The sequence below is a fragment of the Burkholderia sp. KBS0801 genome, from assembly GCF_005937855.2.
Taxonomy (GTDB): Bacteria; Pseudomonadota; Gammaproteobacteria; order Burkholderiales; family Burkholderiaceae; genus Burkholderia; species Burkholderia ambifaria.
The window spans coordinates 2,234,132-2,258,709 of record NZ_CP042177.1 but is presented as its reverse complement, the minus strand read 5'-3'; the positions used below and the strand labels follow the sequence as shown (position 1 = coordinate 2,258,709).

21 protein-coding genes, 1 tRNA gene and 1 pseudogene are annotated in these 24,578 nt (G+C 64.8%); 13 read left to right on the top strand and 10 right to left on the bottom strand.

Annotation, left to right across the window (positions count from 1 at the left end; translation table 11 throughout):
* Positions 1-276 precede the first annotated feature (276 nt).
* Both FFI87_RS10710 and FFI87_RS10705 read left to right on the top strand, forming a co-directional pair.
* Entirely contained in the window at positions 277-1,392 is a 1,116-nt protein-coding gene (locus tag FFI87_RS10710; protein WP_138847484.1) for a sensor histidine kinase, read from the top strand.
* A 72-nt stretch (positions 1,393-1,464) separates the two neighbouring features.
* Complete coding sequence (locus FFI87_RS10705) at positions 1,465-1,866, top strand: hypothetical protein (RefSeq protein ID WP_138847485.1); 402 nt, start codon at positions 1,465-1,467, stop codon at positions 1,864-1,866.
* Between the two features lie 266 nt (positions 1,867-2,132).
* On the opposite strand, the gene FFI87_RS10700 is transcribed toward FFI87_RS10705, so the two are convergent.
* From FFI87_RS10700 to FFI87_RS10690, 3 genes are all read right to left on the bottom strand, one after another.
* The gene (locus tag FFI87_RS10700) at positions 2,133-2,996 is read right to left on the bottom strand and encodes a class I SAM-dependent methyltransferase (RefSeq protein WP_138847486.1); all 864 of its coding nucleotides are present in this window, start codon (positions 2,994-2,996) and stop codon (positions 2,133-2,135) included.
* A 281-nt stretch (positions 2,997-3,277) separates the two neighbouring features.
* A complete protein-coding gene (locus FFI87_RS10695; RefSeq protein WP_138847487.1) occupies positions 3,278-4,297 on the bottom strand; it encodes an IS110 family transposase in 1,020 nt (339 codons plus the stop codon).
* Between the two features lie 215 nt (positions 4,298-4,512).
* Complete coding sequence (locus tag FFI87_RS10690) at positions 4,513-5,406, bottom strand: NAD(P)/FAD-dependent oxidoreductase (protein ID WP_138847488.1); 894 nt, start codon at positions 5,404-5,406, stop codon at positions 4,513-4,515.
* Positions 5,407-5,684: 278 nt separating this feature from the next.
* Here FFI87_RS10690 and FFI87_RS10680 point away from each other — a divergent pair, with 278 nt between their 5' ends.
* Complete coding sequence (locus tag FFI87_RS10680) at positions 5,685-6,317, top strand: TetR/AcrR family transcriptional regulator (protein WP_138847490.1); 633 nt, start codon at positions 5,685-5,687, stop codon at positions 6,315-6,317.
* Between the two features lie 414 nt (positions 6,318-6,731).
* Here the strand turns inward: FFI87_RS10680 and FFI87_RS10675 are convergent, their stop codons facing one another.
* Positions 6,732-8,354 (bottom strand): NAD(P)/FAD-dependent oxidoreductase, encoded by a 1,623-nt coding sequence (locus tag FFI87_RS10675; protein WP_138847491.1) that lies wholly within the window; start codon positions 8,352-8,354, stop codon positions 6,732-6,734.
* 310 nt (positions 8,355-8,664) lie between these two features.
* A complete protein-coding gene (locus FFI87_RS10670) occupies positions 8,665-9,468 on the bottom strand; it encodes an inositol monophosphatase family protein (RefSeq protein ID WP_006751612.1) in 804 nt (267 codons plus the stop codon).
* Positions 9,469-9,746: 278 nt separating this feature from the next.
* On the opposite strand from FFI87_RS10670, the gene FFI87_RS10665 reads away from it, so the two are divergent.
* Both FFI87_RS10665 and cysE read left to right on the top strand, forming a co-directional pair.
* On the top strand, positions 9,747-10,568 hold the full coding sequence (locus tag FFI87_RS10665; protein WP_012364188.1) for an RNA methyltransferase: 822 nt from the start codon (positions 9,747-9,749) through the stop codon (positions 10,566-10,568).
* A 287-nt stretch (positions 10,569-10,855) separates the two neighbouring features.
* The gene (gene cysE, locus FFI87_RS10660; protein WP_006751614.1) at positions 10,856-11,629 is read left to right on the top strand and encodes a serine O-acetyltransferase; all 774 of its coding nucleotides are present in this window, start codon (positions 10,856-10,858) and stop codon (positions 11,627-11,629) included.
* A 57-nt stretch (positions 11,630-11,686) separates the two neighbouring features.
* Here the strand turns inward: cysE and FFI87_RS10655 are convergent, their stop codons facing one another.
* From FFI87_RS10655 to FFI87_RS10640, 4 genes are all read right to left on the bottom strand, one after another.
* Positions 11,687-12,487, bottom strand: a complete 801-nt coding sequence (locus FFI87_RS10655) for a UDP-2,3-diacylglucosamine diphosphatase (protein WP_012364187.1) — start codon at positions 12,485-12,487, stop codon at positions 11,687-11,689.
* Between the two features lie 26 nt (positions 12,488-12,513).
* Positions 12,514-13,005: a peptidylprolyl isomerase gene (locus FFI87_RS10650; protein ID WP_006478428.1), complete on the bottom strand. Its 492-nt coding sequence runs from the start codon at positions 13,003-13,005 to the stop codon at positions 12,514-12,516.
* An 88-nt stretch (positions 13,006-13,093) separates the two neighbouring features.
* A complete protein-coding gene (locus FFI87_RS10645) occupies positions 13,094-13,669 on the bottom strand; it encodes a peptidylprolyl isomerase (RefSeq protein ID WP_006760912.1) in 576 nt (191 codons plus the stop codon).
* Positions 13,670-13,708: 39 nt separating this feature from the next.
* Positions 13,709-14,431 (bottom strand): tetratricopeptide repeat protein, encoded by a 723-nt coding sequence (locus tag FFI87_RS10640; RefSeq protein WP_041489829.1) that lies wholly within the window; start codon positions 14,429-14,431, stop codon positions 13,709-13,711.
* Positions 14,432-14,665: 234 nt separating this feature from the next.
* On the opposite strand from FFI87_RS10640, the gene cysS reads away from it, so the two are divergent.
* The 4 genes from cysS to tilS all read left to right on the top strand — a co-directional run bounded on the left by cysS (position 14,666) and on the right by tilS (position 19,491).
* Positions 14,666-16,063: a cysteine--tRNA ligase gene (gene cysS / locus FFI87_RS10630; protein WP_006751620.1), complete on the top strand. Its 1,398-nt coding sequence runs from the start codon at positions 14,666-14,668 to the stop codon at positions 16,061-16,063.
* A 43-nt stretch (positions 16,064-16,106) separates the two neighbouring features.
* Complete coding sequence (locus FFI87_RS10625; protein ID WP_138847492.1) at positions 16,107-16,970, top strand: DNA-3-methyladenine glycosylase family protein; 864 nt, start codon at positions 16,107-16,109, stop codon at positions 16,968-16,970.
* Between the two features lie 99 nt (positions 16,971-17,069).
* A complete protein-coding gene (locus tag FFI87_RS10620; RefSeq protein WP_006478433.1) occupies positions 17,070-18,041 on the top strand; it encodes an acetyl-CoA carboxylase carboxyltransferase subunit alpha in 972 nt (323 codons plus the stop codon).
* A 43-nt stretch (positions 18,042-18,084) separates the two neighbouring features.
* Positions 18,085-19,491 carry a tRNA lysidine(34) synthetase TilS gene (gene tilS / locus FFI87_RS10615; protein ID WP_138847493.1) on the top strand — a complete coding sequence of 469 codons (1,407 nt, stop codon included), beginning with the start codon at positions 18,085-18,087 and terminating at the stop codon, positions 19,489-19,491.
* Positions 19,492-19,613: 122 nt separating this feature from the next.
* Here the strand turns inward: tilS and FFI87_RS35335 are convergent.
* Positions 19,614-19,851 (bottom strand): annotated as a pseudogene (locus FFI87_RS35335) (hypothetical protein); the annotation flags it as partial.
* Here FFI87_RS35335 and FFI87_RS10610 point away from each other — a divergent pair.
* From FFI87_RS10610 to cyoA, 4 genes are all read left to right on the top strand, one after another.
* Complete coding sequence (locus FFI87_RS10610; RefSeq protein ID WP_006753708.1) at positions 19,834-21,087, top strand: aspartate kinase; 1,254 nt, start codon at positions 19,834-19,836, stop codon at positions 21,085-21,087. The pseudogene FFI87_RS35335 and the gene FFI87_RS10610 sit on opposite strands and share 18 nt — an antisense overlap.
* A 110-nt stretch (positions 21,088-21,197) precedes the next feature.
* Positions 21,198-21,291, top strand: a tRNA-Ser gene (locus FFI87_RS10605).
* 581 nt (positions 21,292-21,872) lie between these two features.
* Positions 21,873-23,402, top strand: a complete 1,530-nt coding sequence (locus FFI87_RS10600) for a NuoM family protein (protein WP_138847494.1) — start codon at positions 21,873-21,875, stop codon at positions 23,400-23,402.
* Positions 23,403-23,690: 288 nt separating this feature from the next.
* The gene (gene cyoA / locus FFI87_RS10595; protein WP_138847495.1) at positions 23,691-24,578 is read left to right on the top strand and encodes a ubiquinol oxidase subunit II; all 888 of its coding nucleotides are present in this window, start codon (positions 23,691-23,693) and stop codon (positions 24,576-24,578) included.

The following is a 24,578-nucleotide window of genomic DNA, read 5'->3' as shown; positions in this document are numbered from 1 at the left end:
TGCAAAAAATCGCTTCGGTGGGCGAGTTTATCCCTGCATTGACGGGTAACCACGAAGTTCGCTTTGACATTGGTTCCGGCACATTGGCAGTAGCAGTTTCGCGCGCGTCCGCCCGTCCGCTGGCCAGACCAAATTATGCTCAGTTCATGGGATAGCGGGTATTAGACGGCCGGATTATGCGTTGCTTTCGATGTAATTGCGCCGGTCCCCGGTATTCACTTAATATCGCGCAAGTACGACAGAAGCACCCGTCGGTCATTCTGTTATGAGGGCGACATGCGTCTAGCTGATTTCATTGTTAGGAACATAGAGCCGATCCTGGTGCAGTGGGAAGCGTTTGCCGCCACGCTGCTACCAGCCGCCAGGAGCATGGACTCGCTCGCGCTGCGCGACCAAGCACGCCAGATCCTGGAGGCCGTAGCCAAGGACATAACGACCCCGCAAACAAGGGAAGAGCAACATGAAAAATCGTTGGGGCGCGCCCCCCAGCCGGTGAAGGCCACGGCCGCGCAGACGCATGCCGTTCTGCGCGGCCGGCGGGGTTTCAACATCAACCAGTTGGCGGCCGAGTACCGGGCGCTGCGTGCCAGTGTGCTGCGCTTATGGGTCGACGAGTGCAAGCCGAGCGCGCCTGATCTGGACGACATGATTCGCTTCAATGAAGCGATAGATCAGGCGCTGGCGGAATCGCTCGCTTTCTTCGCCGAACAGGTCGAGCAATCTCGCAACTTGTTGCTCGGTATGCTGGGTCACGACATGCGGACGCCGTTGCAGACCATTCACGTAACAGCGTCCTATCTTGCCGCGCTCAATGCGGGGGAGGCGGTATCGGACGCTGCCGCGCGATTGATCAGAAGCGGCAGCCGCATGCAGGGCCTCCTTGACGATCTCTGCGATTACAACCGGACCCAGCTCGGGGTAGGCATCAACGTCGTTCCACGCAATATCGATCTCGCCCGTGTGCTCGCCAATGTGGTCGATGAATTGCAGGTGGCTCATCCCGATCGCGAAATCAATCTCGAGGTAAGCGGCGATCTCCGAGGGGACTGGGACGATCAGCGAATGCAGCGGTTGCTGAGCAATCTCGTGGCCAACGCCGTCAAGTACGGAACGCCCGAGACACCGGTATGGGTGATGGCAGCATCGGCTGATGCGGAAGTGCTCATCGAAATCAGGAACAGTGGGCCGGCCATGGATCGGTGCACGCTGGATCGCATCTTCGACCCGCTTCAGCGCGGAGCGCATCAACCAGACTTGCCCAGTGACGATGTTGGCTTGGGGCTTGGCTTGTTCATCGCCAGCGAAATCGCAAAGGCACACCACGGCCGTATTGACGCGCGGTCCGACCAGACCGAAACAATATTCGCGGTACGCCTGCCGAAAGGCGTGTGAGGGCAGGGTGCTGCCGACCGAAGGCGATTGCGGGGCGTAGGGCCGTGGCGACGGCATTGACGGGAATGCATCATGTCAATCGAGTGGAAGCACCGCGTCGGACTGTTTATCCAGCGTTTCTGGCAGCCCACCAGTGCGTGCATGACCTGCATGCCGGGGAGCTGGGGCAATATCACGAGCGTTGCGCACTGGACTATTGCATTTCATACAGGTCTGCTTACGGGACTCCTGGCTGTACTTTTGACGTTCACGCCCGTGGCGAAACTCTATGGGAATCGATACGGCAATGCGCTGATCGTCGGCATCCTGACAACGTTGGGCGACGCCTACTCGCACACGAGTCACTACCGTATCCCCTATGTCGAGCACATCGTGACGGGTGCCATTTCAGGTCTGTTGACGCTGGCGGCCTCATATCTCTTCGAAGACCGCGCGCGACGCCTTCGGGTGGTATGGGCTCGGGTTTTCGGATAGCTTATCGCCGACCTTTCGAACCCACCAGGTCAAACGTAAAGACGCTCCCGGGTGTAGCTGCGCTTCATGATTGGGCGGCTGCGCATGGACAAGGGGGACTAGCGACCGTTACATGCGTCAGCGTCAGGGCGCGGCCATCAAGAGCCACTGCTCTTTTCGCCCTCAATGGCCAATCAGCGCCGCGTTCCGGCCGTTCGGCGCTCAAGGTAGCCCCTCCCCGAGACACGAGGAGTTGCCGGTTCTGACACATTGGTCGACGTAACCTGTCAGCTTGCCGGATTGCGTGCCATGACGATCCACGCCGCGCCGTTGATCATCACCGACCGGTCGCCGGGGAGGCCCGCGAAGGCGGCACGAACCGCGGCCGAGGCGCGGGCGCGGATGTCGTCGGGCTGATCAGCGAGCGCGCGCGACAGCGGGCCGACCTCAAGCGTCATCTTCACTGCGTCGTCGATCGCAGCGTCCCGCGTTTCGCCCTCGCCGAATCGGACGGCCGCGTCGAAGGGCGAGATAGCGATATCGGTAAAGCCGGCCGTCGTCAGGATGCGTGCCACGCGCTCCCGGTCGCCGAACGAAAACGGGCCGGGCGCTTCGGGATCGGGCAGCGCACTCGGCGGGAGGATGCCCTTGAGCGCGCCCACCGGCACGCGCATCCAATCGTTCTCAGCCGCACCGCGCCAGCAGACGAAGGCGACCCGGCCGCCCGGCCGGAGTGCGCGTCGCATATGGGCGAACGCCGCTGTCGGATCGTCGAAGAACATCACGCCGAAACGCGAGAACAGGATATCGAACGCGCCCTCGGGCAGCTCTGCGCTGCTGGCGTCGGCCACCTGAAACAGGACCGGCGTATCGTGTCGCGCAAGCGCGCGCGCTCGGTCGATCAGCGGTTCGGATATGTCCACGCCCAGCACTTGGCCCCCCGCGCCGACGCGGGCTGCCAGAGCCAGAGTCGACGCGCCCGCGCCGCAGCCGATGTCTAGCACGCGCTCGCCCGTCGCGGGCGCGGCGGCTTCTATCGCGGCCTGGCCGAACACCGCCACCAGAGCGTCGAGCCGGGCCTGGTTGGCGACCCAGCGCTCCCCGCTTTGACCATTCCAGTCACCCACCTGATCCGCACTTTGCTTTGCCATGTCATCTATATGAACGCGTCCCGTTTGCAACAGTTCTCGTGTGTTCCGACAGACAGGATGGCTGCAGCTCTATATCCGGCCTTGATGCAGTCGATACTGCCGCTGCGGGCCCCTATGAAATCCGCTGGCCCGCGCCTCATTCTCCTAACGAGCTCAAAGCTCTTGGTGACATTCAGGCTTGGCGGGCCCAGGTCCTACCTGGCTCGTCATCACACTCGATTGCTGCGCAACCTTTCGACGTTCACCCTGTAAATGTTGATCTTCTACCTCGCATGAACCGATCAGGCTGGTTTCATGCTGACGTAGTCCTTCCGATACGCTCGCTCATGAGCGAGTACCGCCCAGATCGTCCGCGCCATCTTGTTGGCCAACGCGATGATCACGACATTCGTTGGTCGTCGCTTCTTGATCTGCTCGACCCACGGCCCCGGCTCCTTCGCGTGGGTGAGTACGCTGCGCGCGCCGTGAATCAGCAACGTGCGCAGATACGTGTCGCCTCTCTTGCTGATTCCGTGCAGGTTCACCTTGCCGCCAGAGCCTGTCTGCTTGGGCACCAAACCCGCCCACGCCGCAAATTCCCGTCCTGATCTGAACCCTTTCGGATCGCCCATCATGGCCACTGCCGCGGTCGCCGTCAGCAACCCCACGCCAGGAATCTCACTGATTGCTTGCACTGCTCGGTCTTCCTTCTTCCAATCGCGCATGCGTCGCTCGATCTCGGCAATCTGTTCGTCAAGTCGCGCCAACCCATTCCACTGTTCGCGCAACGTATCGATCAGTGCCGCTGGCAGACGCTCCGCGATCCGGCCAAGCGCCGCCGGTATCTCCTTGTCCAGTGCCGCCCGGCCGCGGCTCATCACCTCGCCGTATTCCGTCAGCAGTCCACGCAGCCCGTTGATCTGCATCGTGCGGAACTTCACCAACTGCTCCCGCATCCGGTGCAGCGCCAACATCGCCTGCTGCATTTCCGTCTTCACCGCTATCGGCTTGCCCGGCTGCTGTACCGCCAGCCAGATCGCTCGCGCGTCTGCCGCATCGTTCTTGTTGCGGATATTGAATGCCTTCACGAACTCCGCCGGCATCAGCCTAACCTCGTGACCCATCCGCTTCAGCGCTCGCGCCCAGTGGTGCGCACCGCCACACGCCTCCATCCCAATTACGCACCGCTCACGATTGGCGAAGTGCTCCAGAAACTTCGCACGCTTGATCGCCTTGTTCACGATCTCGCCGCTTGCCTGATCAACGTAATGCACCTGGAACACGTTCTTGGCGATATCGACGCCCACGGCCATACTGTTCATCGTGGATCCTCCGGTTGCCGGGAAATGCGTGCATTTTCCACCTGGGCACATCGATGCCGTTGGCCCGTGAGGATCCACCCCTCTCTTGCTCTCACGTGCGTGGGTGGGACGCGTTCATTTCATTCTCCTTGACTCGACGATCCACCCTTCAGCGCGTCGATCTACGCCAACCTTTTCGAAGGCGGCGACGCAACAAGAGAAGGGAATCTGTGCTCTCAAACCACCATCGACTGCTGGGCGAAGATGCCCGCCATCGCGCCCTGCGAGGATGCCTGGGTAACCGATGGCAAGAAGGGCGTGGCGAGGTCGCCAGCGGCGTAGATGCCGGGCATGCTGGTTTGGCGGCGCTCGTCAACCTTGAGAACGATGCCGGTGGGCGTATCCACCGTGGCGAGGCCCAGTGATTCATGCAGGCTTGCCGACGGCTTGTTGCGCGGATTGGCGAACAGGACGTCGACCGCCACGTTGCGACCGGTATCGAGATTGACGGTGGTGATATGGCCTTTCTGGTGGGCGACCTCGATGATCCGGCCATCGACGACAGGTATGTTGCGGCGCGCCAGATCGGCCTGGATATCGGGCGCAATGTCATGCCCATCGGCGAAGACAGTCAACTTGTCAGTCCAATCGCGGAACAACTTGGCAGACTGGTACGACTGCGGGCTGGACCAGACAAGGCCCCAATGCAGGCCGGCGACTTCAAAGCCGTCGCAATACGGGCAGGGCACGATGGACGTGCCCCAGCTTTCGGCAAAGCCCGGAACATCCGGCATCTGGTCGGCGACGCCATAGCTCAGGATCAGGCGGCGCGCCCTTAGGCTTTCGTTATCGTCAGTGACGACGCAGAAATCGTCGATGGCGCCAGACACGCTCTCGGCCCGGGCATCGACCAGCCTGATTGTTGGATAGCGCGCCAGCTGCTGGCGCGCCTCGACCAGGATGTCGAGTGGCGGCTTGTGATCGTGGCCGAGCAGGCCATGCGAGTGGCCGGCAAAGCGATTGCGCGGCCGGCCGGTATCGAGAACGGTGACCTTGCGGCGGGCACGGCCGAGCTGCAGGGCGGCGGCCAGGCCGGCAAAGCTGCCGCCGATGATGATGACGTCGTACATGGTGAGGACTCCGTATTGTGGATGGAGGCGGGCTGCGCGCGGTGTGCAATATCGTCCGGCGATACGCGCTTGAGACGGTCAGCGAGCAGGGCTTCGGCATTGGCGAGAAAGTTGCCCATGCTGTATTGACCAGCTCGACAATGCCGCTCGATATCGCCGGGCTGCCCGGGGAAACCAGATCTGGACAACCGTTTCAAACCTGCCCTTGATTTGCATATTACGATACTCAGTGGTATCCTAATCCGAGAATTTGAATACTGTCAAGTACTGGAATTACCGTGACTGAAAACAGCCAGGGCCGGCGCGGTCGGCCCGCCAACGAGGCGCTTCGCCAAACGATTGTCGACGCGGCCTGCGGACTCTTTGTGGAATTGGGTTTTCAAGCGACGACCATGGACAAGGTCGCGCAGCGGGCGAAGATATCCAAGCTGAGCATCTATCGGCACTTCGAGAACAAGGAGGCGCTGTTCAGCGCGGCCATGGTGGCCCGCTGCGATCAATTTGCACCGCAGGCCCTTTCTGAAGGCGTTGACGGTTCGGCCGAAGATCAGCTGGTGGCGGTCGGGGCCTCCCTGCTTCGCACGCTGTTGAGCCCGGACGTCCGCAGTGTCGAAGCCATGGTTTTGGCCGACAAGACGAATCAAAAGTCGTTAAGCAAGCTCCATTACGAAGCCGGGCCGGCCCATGTCATCGCCCACATCGAGGCCGTGTTGCGTCAGTTGCACGCTAAAGGGATGCTGAACGTGCCCGATGCTCTCCAGTCCGCCCGATTGTTTGCCGCGCTTTTCAAAGGATCCGATCTCCTGCTTATCGCACGCTTCGATGAGGCGAGAGCAGAGGACGACAACGAAATCGAATCCTATTGCCGGTCGGCCGTCGCCATGTTCATCGCCGCGCACGGTGGCATCTGACGGTGCGCTATCGCGGCCGATGAAGAACACGCAGCAATTGCATACGCTGTTCGCCCCGAGCAACCTCTGGATGATGCGTGGACGACTGATGGGCCCGGCTCATTGCATGAGCGCAAAAACCGCCCGCGCGGGCAGGCAGAGGCCGCTTTACACACGATAGCGGTCGCTACGGCGGCCTGAGTGGAACGACAGAGAAGGGTCGGTAACGGCCCATCTCCCAACGGGCAGCGTAGGTCTTGGCGTAGGCTTGCGCTCAGCGCGAACAAGCGCGACGTTCCCCGTTCAGCCCGTAGCCGCCGATTGCCATCGGTAGCCGGCGGCCCAACCCAGCGATTCGCTCCGTTTCCCGGACAGGATTTGAAATCCGGCTTCACCCGGCGCACCGACCCGCATGCGCCGAGTCTCCTCAACCAATCAGGACCCGCGCCCCGACACCAGATCGAGCGCCACCGCCTGCGCGACTTCGATCCCGTCGATCGCCGCCGAGTAGATGCCACCCGCATACCCGGCGCCTTCGCCGGCCGGATACAGCCCTTCGACGTTCACGCTCTGGTAATCGTCCTTGCGACGGATCCGGATCGGCGACGACGTGCGCGTCTCCACGCCGGTGAGCACCGCATCGTGCATCGCGAAACCGGCGATCTTCTTGTCGATCTGCGGCAGCGCTTCACGAATGGCTTCGATCACGTAGTCGGGCAACGCGGTGCTGAGATCGGTCGGGCGCACGCCAGGCTTGTACGACGGCACCACGGAGCCCAGCGACGTCGACGGCCGGCCCGCGATGAAGTCGCCGACCAGCTGGCCCGGCGCGCTGTAATCGCCGCCGCCGAGTTCGAACGCGCGCTCTTCCCACTTGCGCTGGAACGCGATGCCCGCGAGCGGGCCGCCCGGATAGTCTTCCGGCGTGATGCCGACGACGATGCCCGCGTTCGCGTTGCGCTCGGCGCGGGAATACTGGCTCATGCCGTTGGTGACCACGCGGCCCGGCTCGGAAGTCGCCGCGACCACCGTGCCGCCCGGGCACATGCAGAAGCTGTAGACCGCGCGTCCGTTGCTGCAGTGGTGGACCACCTTGTAGTCGGCCGCGCCGAGTTGCTTGTGGCCCGCGAACTTGCCGAAGCGGCTGCGATCGATCAGCCCCTGCGGATGCTCGATCCGGAAGCCCAGCGAGAACGGCTTCGCTTCGACGTAGACGCCGCGATCGTGCAGCATCTGGAACGTGTCGCGCGCGCTGTGGCCCACGGCCAGCACGACGTGGTCGCAGCGCAGCGTTTCGCCGTTCGACAGCTTCAGCGAGCGCACCTTGCCCTGATCGATCTCGATGTCCTCGACCCGGCTTTCGAAGCGCACTTCGCCGCCCAGTTCGTGGATGGTCGCGCGCATCTTTTCCACCATGCTGACGAGGCGGAACGTGCCGATGTGCGGCCGGCTCAGATACAGGATGTCCTCCGGCGCGCCGGCCTTGACGAATTCGTCCAGCACCTTGCGGCCGTAGTGGTGCGGATCCTTGATCTGGCTGTATAGCTTGCCGTCGGAGAACGTCCCGGCCCCGCCTTCGCCGAACTGCACGTTGGACTCGGGATTGAGGACGCTCTTGCGCCACAGGCCGAAGGTGTCCTTGGTGCGCTCGCGCACGGCCTTGCCGCGCTCGAGGATGATCGGACGGAACCCCATCTGCGCGAGGATCAGCCCGGCAAACAGGCCGCACGGCCCCATGCCGATGACGACGGGGCGCAGGAAATTGCCGTGCTCGGGCGCCTTCGCGACGAAGTGGTACGCCATGTCGGGCGTCACGCCGCAATGCGGCGTGACGGCGAGGCGCGGAAGCACGGACGCTTCGTCCTTCACCTCGACATCGACGATATACGTGAGCTTGATGTCGGAGCGCTTGCGCGCATCGTGCGCACGGCGGAACACCGTGTAACGGAGGAGCCCGTCAGCCGCCACGCCAAGCTCCTCGAGGCGCGCGCGAATCGCGGCTTCGAGAGCGCTCTCGGGGTGATCGAGCGGGAGTTTCAGTTCGCTTAGCCGTAACATGAGTATTCGGATACGGTCGCCACGCAGTCGTGGCGGTGTTGAGACAGGCGGGGGCCGGCGCGCCGGCGGCGGCGTGCGCTGCCGGGGCATTCCCGAAGCCGATCATCCGGCATCGGAAAGCGCGGCACGCGCGGCGGTACACCGGTCAGGCCGGGCCACTCGGGCAAGGTCGGGACGGCCGCCGGAAGCGTCCGCTCCGTGGAGAAGATTACTTCGCTCGCCGGACAACGGAAAGGCAACGAGCGCTCCATCATGACGCTGCCAGCGCGTGGTTGATGCGCAAGCCGTGCCGCGCGGGCGCGGCCCGGGCTTATTCCGCTGCCGGATGCACGCGGCTGTAGCGGTTCAGGATCGGGATCATCTGCGCGTAGATCTTCGGGTTCGCCGCGACGATCTCATGGCGATGCAGGAAGTCGGCGTCGCCCGTGTAGTTGCCGACGAGGCCGCCGGCTTCGGTGATCAGCAGGCTGCCTGCCGCCATGTCCCACACGTTGATGCCTTGCTCGAAGAATGCGTCGAGACGGCCGGCCGCGACGTTCGCGAGGTCGAGGGCTGCCGCGCCCGGACGACGCAGGCCCGTGCAGGCCTGGGTCATTTCGGTGAACAGGCGCGCGTAGGCGTCGAGGCCGTCCTTCTCGCGGAACGGGAAGCCGGTGCCGACCAGCGCGTCCGCCAGGCGGTCGCGACGGCCGACGCGGATGCGGCGGTCGTTCAGGTACGCGCCGCGACCGCGGGTCGCCGTGAACAGGTCGTTCTTGTTCGGATCGTAGACGACGGCCTGCGTGACGACGCCCTTGTGCTCGAGCGCGATCGACACGCAGTAGTACGGGAACCCGTGGATGAAGTTGGTCGTGCCGTCGAGCGGATCGATGATCCACTTGAATTCGGATTCGTTCTCGGATTCGCCCGATTCTTCCGCGAGGATCGCGTGGTCGGGGTAGGCGGTCTTCAGCGTCTCGATGATCGCCTCTTCGGCGGCCTTGTCCACTTCGGTGACGAAGTCGTTCTGCTGCTTCTTGCGGATCTCGATCAAGTCGAGGTCGAGCGAGGCGCGGTTGATGATCTGTCCGGCGCGGCGCGCAGCCTTGACAGCAATATTGAGCATGGGATGCATGAGCTGGATCCTGTAGCCGGCGGCACGGGCCGCCACGAAGTGGAACACACCGCCTGGAACGGCGCAAAACGTGCCGGGCGAGATGAGACGCGAATTGACAAAGAGCGGGGTACGACCGCGTGGCACGAGATGCGACGCGTAAGCGCATGATTTTACCCGATTTTCGAGCGTTTAAGGTGACCGGGATGCGGGGAAACCCCACTGGCCGTCCGGACGGGTGGGTTTGCCGGGGCGATGGCGCTACCATACGGCCATTCCGATGAACCGAGTCACATGTAGTGGAAACTCCGCTGAACCCCGCCGCGCCGTCCGAATCCGGCGCGGCCTCGTCCCCGCCGCCGTCCGGCGGTTTCACGTCCACCCGTTTCGTGCTCGTCGAGCCGAGCCATCCCGGCAATGTCGGGGCGGCCGCCCGCGCGCTGAAGACGATGGGTTTCTCCCGGCTCGTGCTGGTCGCGCCGCGCGTGCCGCACGTGCAGGACGACCCCGAGGCGATCGCGATGGCGAGCGGCGCCGACGACGTCCTGGCCTCCGCGCATGTCGTGCCCACGCTCGGCGACGCGCTGTCCGGCGTCCACTGGTCGATCGCGCTGACCGCCCGCACACGCGAATACGGGCCGCCGCGGCTGGCGCCGCGCGCGGCCGCCGAGCAGGCGTGCATGCAGGTCGGCGCCGGCGATATCGCTCTCGTGTTCGGCAACGAGCGCACGGGCCTCGCGAACGAGCACGTCGAGCAATGCAGCGCGCTCGCGCACATCCCGGCGAATCCGGCCTACAGCTCGCTGAACCTCGCGCAGGCCATACAGGTGCTCGCGTACGAGCTGCGCGTCGCGTTCCTGGAGCAGGGGAGCGGGCTGCACCACGCGCAGGCCGAGGTCGGCACGCTCGCGCAGAGCGATGAGATCGAGCGGATGTACGCGCACCTCGAGAACGCGCTGGTCGCACTGGATTTCCTCGACCCGCGCAACCCGAAGAAGCTGATGCCGCGGCTGCGGCGCCTGTTCGCGCGCACGGGCCTCGAGCGCGAGGAAGTCAACATCCTGCGCGGCATCGCGAAGCACATCCTGCTGAAGTCGGGTACGCCTGCCGGCGACGCGTAAGCGGCCGGTAGGCTGGCGGCCGGCCGCTTGCGCGTTTGGCCGCCGCGTTTCGTCTGCCGCAGCCGCGTCGCATCGGCCGCCCGATTACTGCGGCCCGGCCTGCGCGAATCCACCGGCGGTCGTGTCGGTCGGCGACAACGGGCGCCCCGCGTGAATACCCGTGCCGCCGGCGGGGTGAACGGGCGACGTTGTGCGGCCTCGCGCGACTGGCCCTACAATCGCCGGACATCATAAGCAAATGACCCGGCGCGATAACGCCCGGCCTTTTCCCCAGCCCAGACCAGATCATGTTCACTAGACTGCGCGAAGACGTTGCGACGATTCGCGAGCGGGATCCCGCCGCTCGCAGTGCCTGGGAAGTGCTGACCTGTTATCCGGGGCTGCACGCGCTCGTGCTCCATCGTTTCGCCCATGCATGCTGGCGCGCGAAACGCTACTGGCTCGCCCGCTTCGCGTCGCAGGCCGGACGCTTCCTGACGGGGATCGAGATTCACCCGGGCGCGACGATCGGCCGGCGCGTGTTCATCGATCACGGGATGGGTGTCGTGATCGGCGAAACCGCGATCATCGGCGACGACTGCACGATCTATCAGGGCGTGACGCTCGGCGGCACGTCGCTCACGCGCGGCGCGAAGCGCCATCCGACGCTCGAGGCCGGCGTGATCGTCGGCGCGGGCGCGAAGGTGCTCGGCGGTTTCACGGTCGGCGCGGGTGCGAAGATCGGCTCGAACGCGGTCGTCGTGAAGCCGGTGCCGGCAGGCGGCACCGCGGTCGGCAATCCGGCGCGCATCGTGATGCCGGCGCAACCGAAGCCGCAGCCCGAGCGCGCCGCGTTCTGCGCATACGGGATCACGCCGAACGCGGACGACCCGATGTCGCTCGCGATTCACGGGCTGATCGATCACGCCGCGAAGGAAAGCCGGCGCGTCGACGAGATCGTCGCGGCGCTGGAGCAACTCGGCACGCATCTGGAAACGCTGCAGGGCGCGGACGCGGCGCGTCTCGATTTGCGCAGGCTGTCGGCGGTGCTGGAAGGCAAGGCGGTCGAGCGCCAGTCGTAACGCGGCGCTTGCCGGCGCCTGCCGGCAGCGACAGTCGCGCCGATCGTACCAATCGCGTCAGTCGAGCGGCATCGCGTGGATGCCCTCGGCGTCGACGCGCAGATAGCCGCCGCGCCGCGGGCCGTGGTCGAGATCCCAGTCGGGCAGTACCCAGCGAATCCCGCCCGGTTCGAGGTGGCGCGCGGGGCGATGCGTGTGGCCGTGAATGATCACACTCGCGCGACTCTTCTTGAACAGCGCCGCCACGCCTTCACGCGTGACATCGTAGATCGCCGAAACGGGGCGCATCCGGCCCGCTTCGCTGTTCGAGCGCATCCGCTCGGCGAGCGCACGGCGCCAGCGGAACGGCCATACGAGAAACAGCGCCTGCGCGACGCGATTGCGCGCGAACCGCCGGAACACCTGATAGCCGCGATCGGCCGTGCATTGCGCGTCGCCGTGCGCGAGCACGATGCGCTGGCCAAACGCCATGATCAGCGCGGGGTCGGGCAGCAGCATCGCGCCGGCCGCCTTCATGAAGCGCCGGCCGAGCAGGAAATCGCGATTGCCGTGCATCACGTAGAGCGCGATGCCGCGCTCCGAGAACGTATGCATCAGCGCGGCCATGCGTGCAGCGAACGGATCGTCGTCGAGCACGTCGTCGCCGATCCAGTATTCGAACAGGTCGCCGAGGATGAACACCGAGTCGGCGCTGTCGGCCGTGTATTTCACGAAATGCTCGAACGCGGCGACCGTCTTCGGAATCGCCTCGCTCAGGTGCAGATCGGACAGAAACAGGAACGGGCGTGCGGCTTGAGCGTATTCGCGCTCGCCCGGCACGCCCGCGGAGACGCTTCGCGGCGGACTCTCCTGCAACATCGAAGTGCCTCCGTAACAACCGTGCGTCAGACCACCACGGCCTTTTCGATCACGACATCATCGGTCGGCACGTCCTGGTGGAAGCCCGCGTTGCCCGTCTTGACGCCCTTGATCTTGTCGACCACGTCCTGGCCTTCGACGACCTTGCCGAACACCGCGTAGCCCCAGCCCTGCGGCGTCGGCGACGAGTGGTTCAGGAAGTCGTTGTCGTTCACGTTGATGAAGAATTGTGCGGTCGCCGAGTGCGGATCGTTCGTGCGCGCCATCGCGACCGTGTAGTTGTCGTTCTTCAGGCCGTTGTTCGCTTCGTTGTCGATCGGCGCGTCGGTCGGCTTCTGCTTCAGGCCCGGCTCGAAGCCGCCGCCTTGAATCATGAAGCCGTTGATCACGCGGTGGAACACCGTACCGTCATAGTGGCCCTTCTTCACGTAGTTGAGGAAGTTCTCGACCGTCTTCGGTGCCTTCGCGGCGTCCAGCTCGAGCTTGATTACGCCGTGGTTCGTGTGCAGTTCAACCATGATGAATTCCTTCGGTAAGGCGGTTTAAATGGCACGCGGCCGGTCGTGCGACGCGGCCGCGTGTGGCGCCGGACGTGCCGGCACGTGCTTATTTCGAGACGATGCTGGCCGATTCGATCAAGACCGGCTGGGCCGGCACGTCCTGCATCGGGCCGCGCGAGGTCGTCGCCACGCCTTCGATCTTCTTCACGACGTCGAGGCCCGACACGACCTTGCCGAACACCGCATAGCCGTTGCCGTCCGGGTTGGGGTAGTCGAGGCCGCCGTTGTCGACCGTGTTGATGAAGAACTGCGCGGTGGCCGAATTCGGATCGCTGGTACGCGCCATCGCGATCGTGCCCGTCAGGTTCTTCAGACCATTGCGGCTTTCCAGCGGGATCGGCGCGCGGGTCGGCTTCTCCTCGAAGTTGGTCTTGTAGCCGCCGCCCTGGATCATGAAGCCCTTGATCACGCGATGGAAGATCGTGCCGTTGTACTGGCCGGCCTTCACGTAATCGAGGAAGTTGGCGACCGTCTTCGGCGCCTTTTCCGGGTAGAGCTCGACGCGGATGTCGCCCTGCGAGGTCTTCAGCTGCACGACGGGGTGCGCGGTAGCCGATTGCGCGAAAGCAGGCGCGGTCGCGAGAAGGGCGGCGCCGCCAAGCGCCAGCAACAGACGTTTCATTGCGATCCTCAGGTTGGGAGAGAAAGAAGGCCGCGCCGCTTATTGCGACGGCGCGACGTACGGCGCCGCCAGAGCGCCCGACGGACCGCTGAACTGGAACGTCGGCGACATCGGCAGCGTGGTGGTGCTCACGTTCGCGGCGGCGCGATCGGTGTACTCGCGCGTGGCCGGCTTCACCGCGCGGGCGTTCGGCGCGGCTTTCGGCGGCGACACGATCTTCTGCAGATCGGCGAGGCGCTGCGCGGTCGCGCCGCTCGTGCGGCCGAGCGATTGCGCACGCTTGTACGATTCGGCCGCGAGGCGCAGGTAGAGATCGCCGAGGTTCTCGTATGCAAGCGAGTAGCTCGGGTTCGATTGCGTCGCGGTGACGAGCGCGCTGCGCGCTTCGTCGTAGCGGCCGTGCTTCGCGTAGAGCGCCGCGAGGTTGTTGTACGGCTCGGGCAGTTCGGGGTAGGCCTGCGTGATCGCGACGAACTGCTGGATCGCGTCGTCGTCGCGGTTCAGGCGGGCGAGCACGGTGCCGCGCTTGAACTGCGCCTGCACGTCGTGCGGATTCGCCGCGATGCGCGCGTCGAGTTGCGCGAGCGCCTGCTTCCACTGCTTGCCGGTGATCGACGCGTCGATTTCGGGCGTGCCGTCGGCGGTGGCCGGGGCCTTCTGCGCATGTGCCGCGGGGGCCGCGAAAAGCGTCAGTGCGACGCCCATGACGGCGGTCGCAACGAGGGTCGCAGCGCTCGGCGCGCGGCCGCGATGAGGTTTCATAGGCGTAAATCGGAATGTTATACTCCGAGCCATTCTAACAAAACGTCTGCGCGTTCCGGCGAGCCGTAGACAGTCTTTCTTTGCCTCTCGTGGCCGTCACCGCTGTGCTTGCAGCCTGACCGCCCCATGTGATACCGAGGACACCCGGCGTCGTGCCGCAGCAGGTGGTGCTTCCGTTTCGCATGCTGGGCGAGCCTCGCCAGGGCGGTTTCCTTCGGCTCACGGTTCATCTCTATGGAATCACTGCGCATCTACAACACGCTCGCGCGTGACAAGCAAGTCTTCGTGCCGCGCCAGTCCGGCGAAGTGCGGATGTACGTATGCGGGATCACCGTCTACGACTATTGTCACGTGGGCCACGCGCGCATGCTGGTCGTGTTCGACCTCGTCCAGCGCTGGCTGCGTGCGATCGGCTATCGGGTCACGTACGTGCGCAACATCACCGACATCGACGACAAGATCATCCGCCGCGCGCTCGAGAACGGCGAGACGATCAAGTCGCTGACCGACCGGTTCATCGGCGCGATGCACGAGGATGAAGCCGCGCTCGGCATCCAGCGGCCCGACATCGAGCCGCGCGCGACGCAGTTCATTCCGCAGATGCTCGGGATGATCGAGAAGCTCGAGACGAACGGCTACGCGTACCAGGCGGCCGACGGCGACGTCAATTATTCGGTGCGCAAGTTCGCGAACTACGGGAAGCTCTCGGGCAAGTCGCTCGACGACCTGCGCGCGGGCGAGCGCGTGGCCGCGAACGACGCGAAGGAAGATCCGCTCGATTTCGTGTTGTGGAAGCGCGCGAAGGCGGACGACCCGCAAGGTGCGTCGTGGGCATCGAAGTACGGGATGGGCCGGCCGGGCTGGCACATCGAGTGCTCCGCGATGGGCTGCACGCTGCTCGGCGAGCATTTCGACATCCACGGCGGCGGGCAGGATCTGCAATTCCCGCACCACGAGAACGAAATCGCGCAGAGCGAAGGCGCGACCGGCCAGACGTTCGTCAATTACTGGATGCACAACGGCTTCGTGCAGGTCGACAACGAGAAGATGTCGAAATCGCTCGGCAACTTCTTCACGATCCGCGAAGTGCTCGAGCGGTACGACGCCGAGGTCATGCGCTTCTTCATCGTGCGCACGCACTACCGGTCGCCGCTCAATTACAGCGACGTGCATCTCGACGATGCGCGCGCGTCGCTCACGCGCCTGTACACGGCATTGAAGGATGTCGAGCCCGACGCGCTCGCGCTCGACTGGAACGAGCCGCACGCGCAGCGTTTCGCGGCCGCGATGAACGACGACATCAACACGCCGGTCGCGGTGGCGACGCTGTTCGAACTGGCGGGCGAGGTCAACCGCACGCGCGATGCATCGCTCGCGCGGCAGCTGAAACAACTGGCGGGCCTGCTGGGCCTGCTCGGCCGCGAACCGCGCGCGTTCCTGCAGCAGGCCACCGGTGCCGCGCAGGCGGGCGGGCTCGCAGCCGACGAGATCGAAGCGAAGATCGCCGCGCGTGTCGCGGCGAAACAAGCGAAGGACTATGCCGAAGCGGACCGGATTCGGGCGGAACTGCTCGACGCCGGCATCGCTCTTGAAGACAAACCGGGCGGATCGACCGAATGGCGTCGCGTATGAGCGCGGCGCGTTCCACTGACCGATCCGTCAGGTAGGAGGCAAGATGGCAACGGCAAGAAAAGCGCCGGTCAGGCGCGCGACCCAGGTCGCCGCGCGTCCGGCAGCCAGGCGCGCGCCGGCGGCGAAGACGGACGCGACGCGCGCCGTGCCGAACGGCGCGCTCAACGGTCATGCGAGGCCCGCGCGCGCGAAGAGCGCGGACGCGGCGCAGCCGGAGGCCGCGATGGCGGCCGCCGACGCGGTGCGCAAGGTGCGAGCATCCGAGGTGGCAGCCGACGGCGCCGATGGCGTTGTGCGTCCTGCCTACTGGGACAAGGCGTGCGCCGATCTCGTCAAGCGCGACCGCATCCTGAAGAAACTGATCCCGAAGTTCGGTCCCGCGCATCTCGTGAAGCGCGGCGACCCGTTCGTCACGCTCGCGCGTTCGGTCGTCGGCCAGCAGATCTCGGTGTCGTCCGCGCAGGCGCTGTGGGCGTGCATTGAAGATGCGTGTCCGAAACTCGCGCCGCAGCCGGTCATCCGGCTCGGCGCGGACAAGCTGATCGCATGCGGGCTGTCGAAGCGCAAGACGGAATACATTCTCGATCTCGCGCAACACTTCGTGTCCGGCGCGCTGCACGTCGACAAATGGACGTCGATGGACGACGAGGACGTGATCGCGGAACTCACGCAGATCCGCGGCATCAGTCGCTGGACGGCCGAGATGTTCCTGATCTTCAACCTGTCGCGGCCGGACGTGCTGCCGCTCGACGATCCGGGCCTGATCCGCGCGATCAGCGTCAATTACTTCAGCGGGGAGCCCGTCACGCGCAGTGAGGCGCGCGAGGTGGCCGCCAACTGGGAGCCGTGGCGTACCGTCGCGACCTGGTACATGTGGCGCAGCCTCGACGCGCCCGACGCCGATTGATGGCTATCGGGTTTTAAACATCAATAGTTGAGAGCCGGTTTTGCACATCGCCCGCGCGGGTAGAATACGCGCTGCCGCAAGACCCAAGGATTCGAACACATGAAGACCACGTTTCTGGATTTCGAACAGCCGATCGCCGAACTCGAGGCCAAGATCGAGGAGTTGCGATTCGTGCAGGACGACTCGGCTGTCGATATTTCGGAAGAAATCGAGCGGCTGTCGAAGAAGAGCCAGCAACTGACGAAGGACCTCTACGCGAACCTGTCGCCGTGGCAGGTCTCGCAGATCGCGCGTCATCCGCAGCGTCCGTACACGCTCGATTACGTTGCGGAACTGTTTACCGATTTTCACGAGCTGCATGGCGACCGCGCATTCGCGGACGACCTGTCGATCGTCGGTGGTCTCGCGCGCTTCGGCGGCCATCCGTGCATGGTGATCGGCCACCAGAAGGGCCGCGACACCAAGGAGCGCGCGGCGCGCAACTTCGGGATGCCGCGTCCGGAAGGCTATCGCAAGGCCGAGCGCCTGATGCGTCTCGCCGAGAAGTTCGGGCTGCCGATCTTCACGTTCGTCGATACGCCGGGCGCCTATCCGGGCATCGGCGCGGAAGAGCGCGGCCAGTCGGAAGCGATCGGCCGCAATCTGTACGTGATGGCGGAGCTGAAGACGCCGATCATCACGACCGTGATCGGCGAGGGCGGTTCGGGCGGTGCGCTCGCGATCGCCGTGGCCGACACCGTGATGATGCTGCAGTTCTCGACCTACTCGGTGATCTCGCCGGAAGGCTGCGCGTCGATCCTGTGGAAGAGTGCCGCGAAGGCGCCCGAGGCCGCGGAAGCACTGGGCCTGACCGCCCATCGCCTGAAGGCGCTCGGCCTGATCGACAAGATCATCAACGAGCCGCTCGGCGGCGCGCACCGCGATCCGAAGGGCATGGCCGCGCTGCTGCGCCGCGCGCTTGCCGATTCGCTGCGCCAGTTCCAGGGCATGAGCATCGATGCGCTGCGCGAGCGCCGCTTCGAGCGCCTGATGGCCTACGGCAAGTTCAAGGAAACCACGCCCGGCGCATGACCGGCGTGTTCATATCGCGCGCCGTCCGGCGCGCGTCCGTCTCGTGATCCCCCCGACCGAACTCTTCGCCGACCGCGTCGTACTCGATGCGGTCGGCGTTGCGCTTGCCGATCTGCCGGCCGATGCGCGCATCGCGATCGCGTACAGCGGCGGCCTCGACTCGACCGTGCTGCTCGATGCGGCCGTGCGCGTGGCCGGCGCGTCGCGCTGCGTCGCGCTGCACGTGCATCACGGCCTGAGTGCGAACGCCGACGCGTGGGTTGCGCATGCGCAAGCGACGGCCGAGCGACTCGGTGTCACGTTCGAATCGGAGCGTGTCGACGTGCCGCGCGACAGCGGCCTCGGCATCGAGGCGAGCGCCCGCGAGCGTCGCTATGCGGCGCTCGATGCGATGTGCGAACGTCACGGCGTGGCGGGGCTGTGGGTCGCGCAGCACGCGGACGACCAGGCCGAGACCGTGCTGCTGCAACTGTTGCGCGGCGCGGGCATCGCCGGCCTGGCCGCAATGGCGCCGCGCTATCGCCCCGACGGCGCGAGCGTCGAGCGCGTGCGGCCGTTCCTGCGATTGTTGCGTGCCCAACTGGAGCGCTACGCGGCGCAGCGTGAGCTCGCGTGGATCGACGACGAATCGAACGCCGACACGCGCTACGCGCGCAATGCGTTGCGCATCGACGTGCTGCCCGCGCTCGCCATGCACTTCCCCGGTTTTCGCGATGCGCTGGGCCGTGCGGCCCAGCATGCGGCCGCCGCGCAGCGGCTGCTCGACGACCTGGCAGAACTGGATTTCGCCGGCGCCGCGCGCGACGACGGCCGCGCGCTGTCGCGCGAAGCGCTGGTCGCGTTCGACGACACGCGCGGCGCGAACCTGCTGCGTTTCTGGATGCGCCGACTCGGCTTGCCCGGTGCGTCGGCAGGCCGGCTCGCGAACATGATGCGGCAACTGCGCGATGCGCACGACGCGCATGCGCTGCGGGTCGATCACGCGGGGCAGTGCCTGCGGCTGTATCGGGATGTCGTGTACTGGGAGGCCGGCGACAGTGCCGACCCGGCCGACGATGGCACCGGGATGCCGCGTCCGGAGGCCTCGCTCGCTTGGGACGGACAGGAAGTCTGGCACGTGCCGGCGTGGCGCGGCACGTTCGTGTTCGGGCCGGCCGAGGCCGGCAGCGACGGGGCGGTGCCGGAGGCGCTGCTGCGCGGTGCAACGCTCGTCGTGCGCGCCCGGGCGGGCGGCGAGCGGCTGCGTACGTCGCCCGGCGGCCCGGGACGCACGCTGAAGAACCTGTTCCAGGAGCGCGGCGTGCCGGCCTGGCAGCGCGACGTGCCGCTGCTGTTCGCGGGCGACCGGCTCGTCTACGTCCCGCGGCTCGGCGTGAATCATGGCGATGGGCTTGCCGGCGAAGGCGGGTGGCGCCGGATCGAGTGGCGTCCCGACTTGCTGATCGCGTAGCGGCGGCAGGCTGGCGGCTGCGCGATCGCGCGCCGGTTTTCACCATTTGGTAAACAGCGCCGGAACGCCTGCCAAACGGGCGAGCGGCTTGTCAAGCGGGCCTCTATCGGGTACGCTCGGACGTTTGCTCGGCTCGATTTTTGAGCGTTTTGTGCAGGTTTTCCGCGTGACGTACCCGGTTTGCGCGGCCTGATCGGCCTTCCGGGCAAAATCCGTCACGCTTGCGTGTTGCGTCCCAGCCGTCCCCCTCGTCGTCCGTCCACAGCCACAAGCCGCGTGACCGAACGGCAACGCGGCCTGCCCAGCGCGCCCGTGCGGCTTCTCCTCCAGTTCAGAACGACAATGGCACTCATCGTACACAAATACGGCGGCACTTCGATGGGCTCGGTCGAGCGCATCAAGAACGTCGCGAAACGCGTCGCAAAATGGCATCAGGCCGGGCACCAGATGGTGGTCGTGCCGTCCGCGATGTCCGGCGAAACCAACCGTCTGCTCGGTCTCGCGAAAGAGATTTCGAGCCAGCCGAGCCCGCGTGAGCTCGACATGATCGCGTCGACCGGCGAGCAGGTCAGCGTCGGCCTGCTGTCGATCGCGCTGCAGGAAATCGGCGTCGAAGCCGTGAGCTATGCCGGCTGGCAAGTGCCGATCAAGACGGACAACGCGTACACGAAGGCGCGTATCCACTCGATCGACGACGAGCGGGTGAAGGCCGATCTGAACGCCGGCAAGGTCGTGATCATCACGGGTTTCCAGGGCGTCGATCCGGACGGCCACATCACGACGCTGGGCCGCGGCGGCTCGGACACGTCGGCGGTGGCGGTCGCGGCCGCGCTGGATGCCGAAGAGTGCCTGATCTACACGGACGTTGACGGCGTCTACACGACCGACCCGCGCGTGGTCGAAGAGGCGCGACGCCTCGACCGCGTGACGTTCGAGGAAATGCTGGAAATGGCCAGCCTCGGCTCGAAGGTCCTGCAGATCCGCTCGGTCGAATTCGCCGGCAAATACCAGGTGAAGACGCGTGTGCTGTCGAGCCTGACCGATCCGCTGATTGCGCTCGACGAAGAAATGCGCTCGGGCACCCTGATTACTTTTGAAGAAGACGAGACCATGGAAAAGGCAGTCATTTCCGGCATCGCGTTCCAGCGCGACGAAGCACGCATTGCGGTGATGGGCGTGCCCGACAAGCCGGGCATCGCGTATCAGATCCTCGGCCCGGTCGCCGACGCGAACGTCGACGTCGACATGATCATCCAGAACCAGAGCGTCGAGGGCAAGACCGACTTCACGTTCACGGTCGGTCGCGGCGATTACCAGAAGGCGATGGACATCCTCACCAACCAGGTGAAGGGCCATGTGAGCGCCGAGCGCGTGCAGGGCGACCCGAAGGTGTCGAAGGTGTCGGTCGTCGGCGTCGGCATGCGTTCGCACGTGGGCGTCGCGAGCAAGATGTTCCGCACGCTGTCGGAAGAGGGCATCAACATCCAGATGATCTCGACGTCCGAAATCAAGATTTCGGTGCTGATCGACGAGAAGTACATGGAGCTGGCCGTCCGCGCGCTGCACAAGGCATTCGAACTCGAGCAGGCGGCGTGAATTATTTGTGATGCATTGAAGAAAATGCATCACGGAAATTGACGAGCGGTTCGAAACCCTATATTATTTCGTTCTCGTCGCACTGCCTCCCTGGTGCGAGCGAAAGTTTGGGAGACGTGGCCGAGAGGTCGAAGGCACTCCCCTGCTAAGGGAGCATCTGGGCCAAAACCTGGATCGAGGGTTCGAATCCCTCCGTCTCCGCCAAAAGCGGTGACAAAGCCCCGCAAGTTCTCGGACTTGCGGGGCTTTTTCTTTTTCGGCTTCCTTTCCGGACGGACCGCTCGGGCATTCCGTACTGACCGTCCTTTCGGAGCGACACCCCATCGACCGGCTCGCCGACGTACGCGGCGACCTCCGAGGTTGCGAATCACTGCGCCCGGCGCTCGCTGAAATAAAAATGAAAGCGCCCGTGTAAGGATCGAGTCGCTCCCATTCATCGCTCCCTACATTCTGTCCTTGCGCATTGGCGCGCAGCGTGTGCGAAAAAAATGCGGCGTCGCACCCATTCGGGCCATCGACACTGCCCCGCACTACAAAAAATTACTCATAAAAATCAAAAGCCTACCTACAGAACGCAAAACCAAGCTCTGCTGCGCTGCAAAAAATAATCAACCGCCTTATGCTGGTTAACCCGATAGCGTTTGAGCGGCATCAAGCTTTGCCCTGATTCCGCTTTACATTTTGCCAACATTGGCGATCCACGAAATCTAGCTGTCGATTTGATTTCGTTCCCATCGTCACGTCTGTTCCCACTACAGCGCGCGACCCTCTCAAGGCCTGTTGACATGCATGATTTTCCCTTTCTGAGCCTGGCGATCTGGGTTCCGATCCTGTTCGGCGCGTGCCTGCTGCGTGCCGGCTCCGACCGTTATCCGCATCGCACGAGACTGATTGCGCTCGTCGGCGCACTCGCGGGGCTGGCCGCCGTCGTGCCGCTCGTCACCGGTTTCGATTCGCACTCGGCCGCGATGCAGTTCGCCGAAACCCGCGACTGGCTCGCGGCCTTCAACGCCGGCTGGCGCGTCGGGATCGACGGCGCGTCGCTATGGCTCGTCGTGCTGACCGCCTTCACGACGCTCGTCGTCGTCATCGCGTCGTGGGAATCGATCACGGTGCGCGTCGCGCAGTACTACGCGTCGTTCCTGATCCTGTCGGGGCTGATGGTAGGCGTGTTCGTCGCGCAGGACGGGCTGCTGTTCTTCATCTTCTTCGAGGCCACGCTGATTCCGCTGTACCTGCTGATCGGCACGTGGGGCAGGGAGCATCGCGTCTACGCGGCCGTGAAATTCTTCTTCATCTCGTTCGCGGGTTCGCTGCTGCTGTTGATGGCGATGCTGTACCTGTTCGCGAAGTCGCACACGTTCGACATGAACGCATGGCGCACGCTGCAACTCGGCTTCGCGCCGCAGCTGCTGGTGTTTCTCGGCTTCTTCGCAGCGTTCGCGGTCAAGGTGCCGATGTGGCCGGTGCATACGTGGCTACGCGACGTCTACACGGACGGCCCGACGGGCGCCGCGCTGATGCTCGCGATGCTCAAGCTCGGCGGTTACGGCTTCCTGCGCTTCGCGCTGCCGATCACGCCGGACGCGAGCCACTTCTTCGCGCCGGCCGTGATCGCGCTGTCGCTGTTCGCGATCGTCTACGCGAGCCTGATCGCACTCGCGCAGACCGACCTCGGCAAGCTGCTCGCGTATTCGACGGTCGCGCACATGGGGATCGTCACGCTCGGGCTGTTCCTGTTCAACCAGATCGGCGTCGAAGGCGCGATCGTGCAGCTCGTGTCGTACGGCTTCGTCGCGGGCGCGATGCTGCTCTGCGTGAGCGTGCTGGTGGATCGCACGAAGCAGCGCGAGATCGACGCATACGGCGGCGTGGCGGGCGTGATGCCGCGCTTCGCGACGTTCGCGCTGCTGTTCGCGATGGCCAACGTCGGCCTGCCGGGTACGTCGGGTTTCGTCGGCGAGTTCATGGTCATCATGGGCGCGATCCGCGTCAACTTCTGGATCGGCGCAATCGCGGCGCTCACGCTGATTCTCAGCGCGTCGTACACGCTCTGGATGGTCAAGCGCGTCGTGTTCGGCAAGGTCGCCAGCCCGCGCATCGCGAAGCTCGCCGACTTGAGCCGCCGCGAGATCGTGATGTTCGCGTCGCTCGCGCTGATCGTGCTGATGGTCGGCGTCGATCCGAAGCCGTTCACCGACGCGATCGATCCGACCGTCGCACGGCTGATCGACGACGCCAGCCGTTCGAAGCTCCCGGCCGGGGGCGGCGTTGCACCGGCGCAGCCGGCGTTCATGGCATCGGCGCACGGCTGAATCGCATGACCTCGCGCACGACGGCTGCATCGCACGACGATGCGGTCGTTGTGCGCGCATCCATCTTGGCGGGCGCGAACGCCCGAACGTTGTCGCCCGGTCTTCGGCCGGCTTTTCGGCTGCGTGAAATTGCCCCGCGACAATCTGTCTCACAACAGATTCTGCAATGATGATTTGCCGCATCCACCGGTTTTTCATCGCACTCGCGCGACGTATGATTCGGCCACTTTCGTGGATCGAATGCGCATCGGGCATACGCAACGGATTCAATGACCCTCGGGCTGTGTGATGAAAAGAAGAGCTTCAAAAGGCTGGACGGCGCTGATATCGATCGGCGCGGCGCTGAGCCTGTCAGGTTGTAATTTAGATGTACTAAATCCGAAAGGAAGTGTCGGCGCCGCCGAAAAGGCGCTGATCGCCACCTCGACATGGGCGATGCTGGTCGTCGTCGTACCGGTGATCCTGCTCACGCTGTGGTTCGCGTGGCGTTACCGCGCATCGAACCGCAACGCCACCTACGCGCCGAACTGGTCGCACTCGACCGCGATCGAGGTCGTGATCTGGACGGTGCCGACGTTGATCATCCTGTTCCTCGGCGTGCTCACGTGGAAAACCACACACGAGCTCGATCCGTACAAGCCGCTCGAGTCGTCGGTGAAGCCGATCGATGTCGAGGTCGTCGCGCTCGACTGGAAGTGGCTGTTCATCTATCCGGAACTCGGCATTGCGTCGGTGAACCAGCTCGCGATTCCGGTCGGCACGCCGGTGAACTTCCGCATCACGTCGGATTCGGTGATGAACTCGTTCTTCATTCCGCAGCTCGGCGGCCAGGTCTACGCGATGGCCGGCATGCAGACGCGCCTGCACCTGATCGCCGACGAAGCGGGTGACTACGCGGGCACGTCCGCCAACTTCAGCGGCCGCGGCTTCTCCGACATGAAGTTCCGCACGCTCGCCGAGCCGCGCGAGCAGTTCGACGCATGGGTGCAGAAGGTGAAGGCGTCGCCCGATCGGCTCGACGCGACCGTATACGGCACCGTCGCGCAGCCGAGCGAGAAGGCGCCCGTGCGCTACTTCTCGTCGGTGGATCCGCGGCTCTTCCACAACATCATCGCGAAATACAACGACGGCCACGTTCTCGACCTGAAGGACGCCGCCTGCGGCACGAAGGGGTAA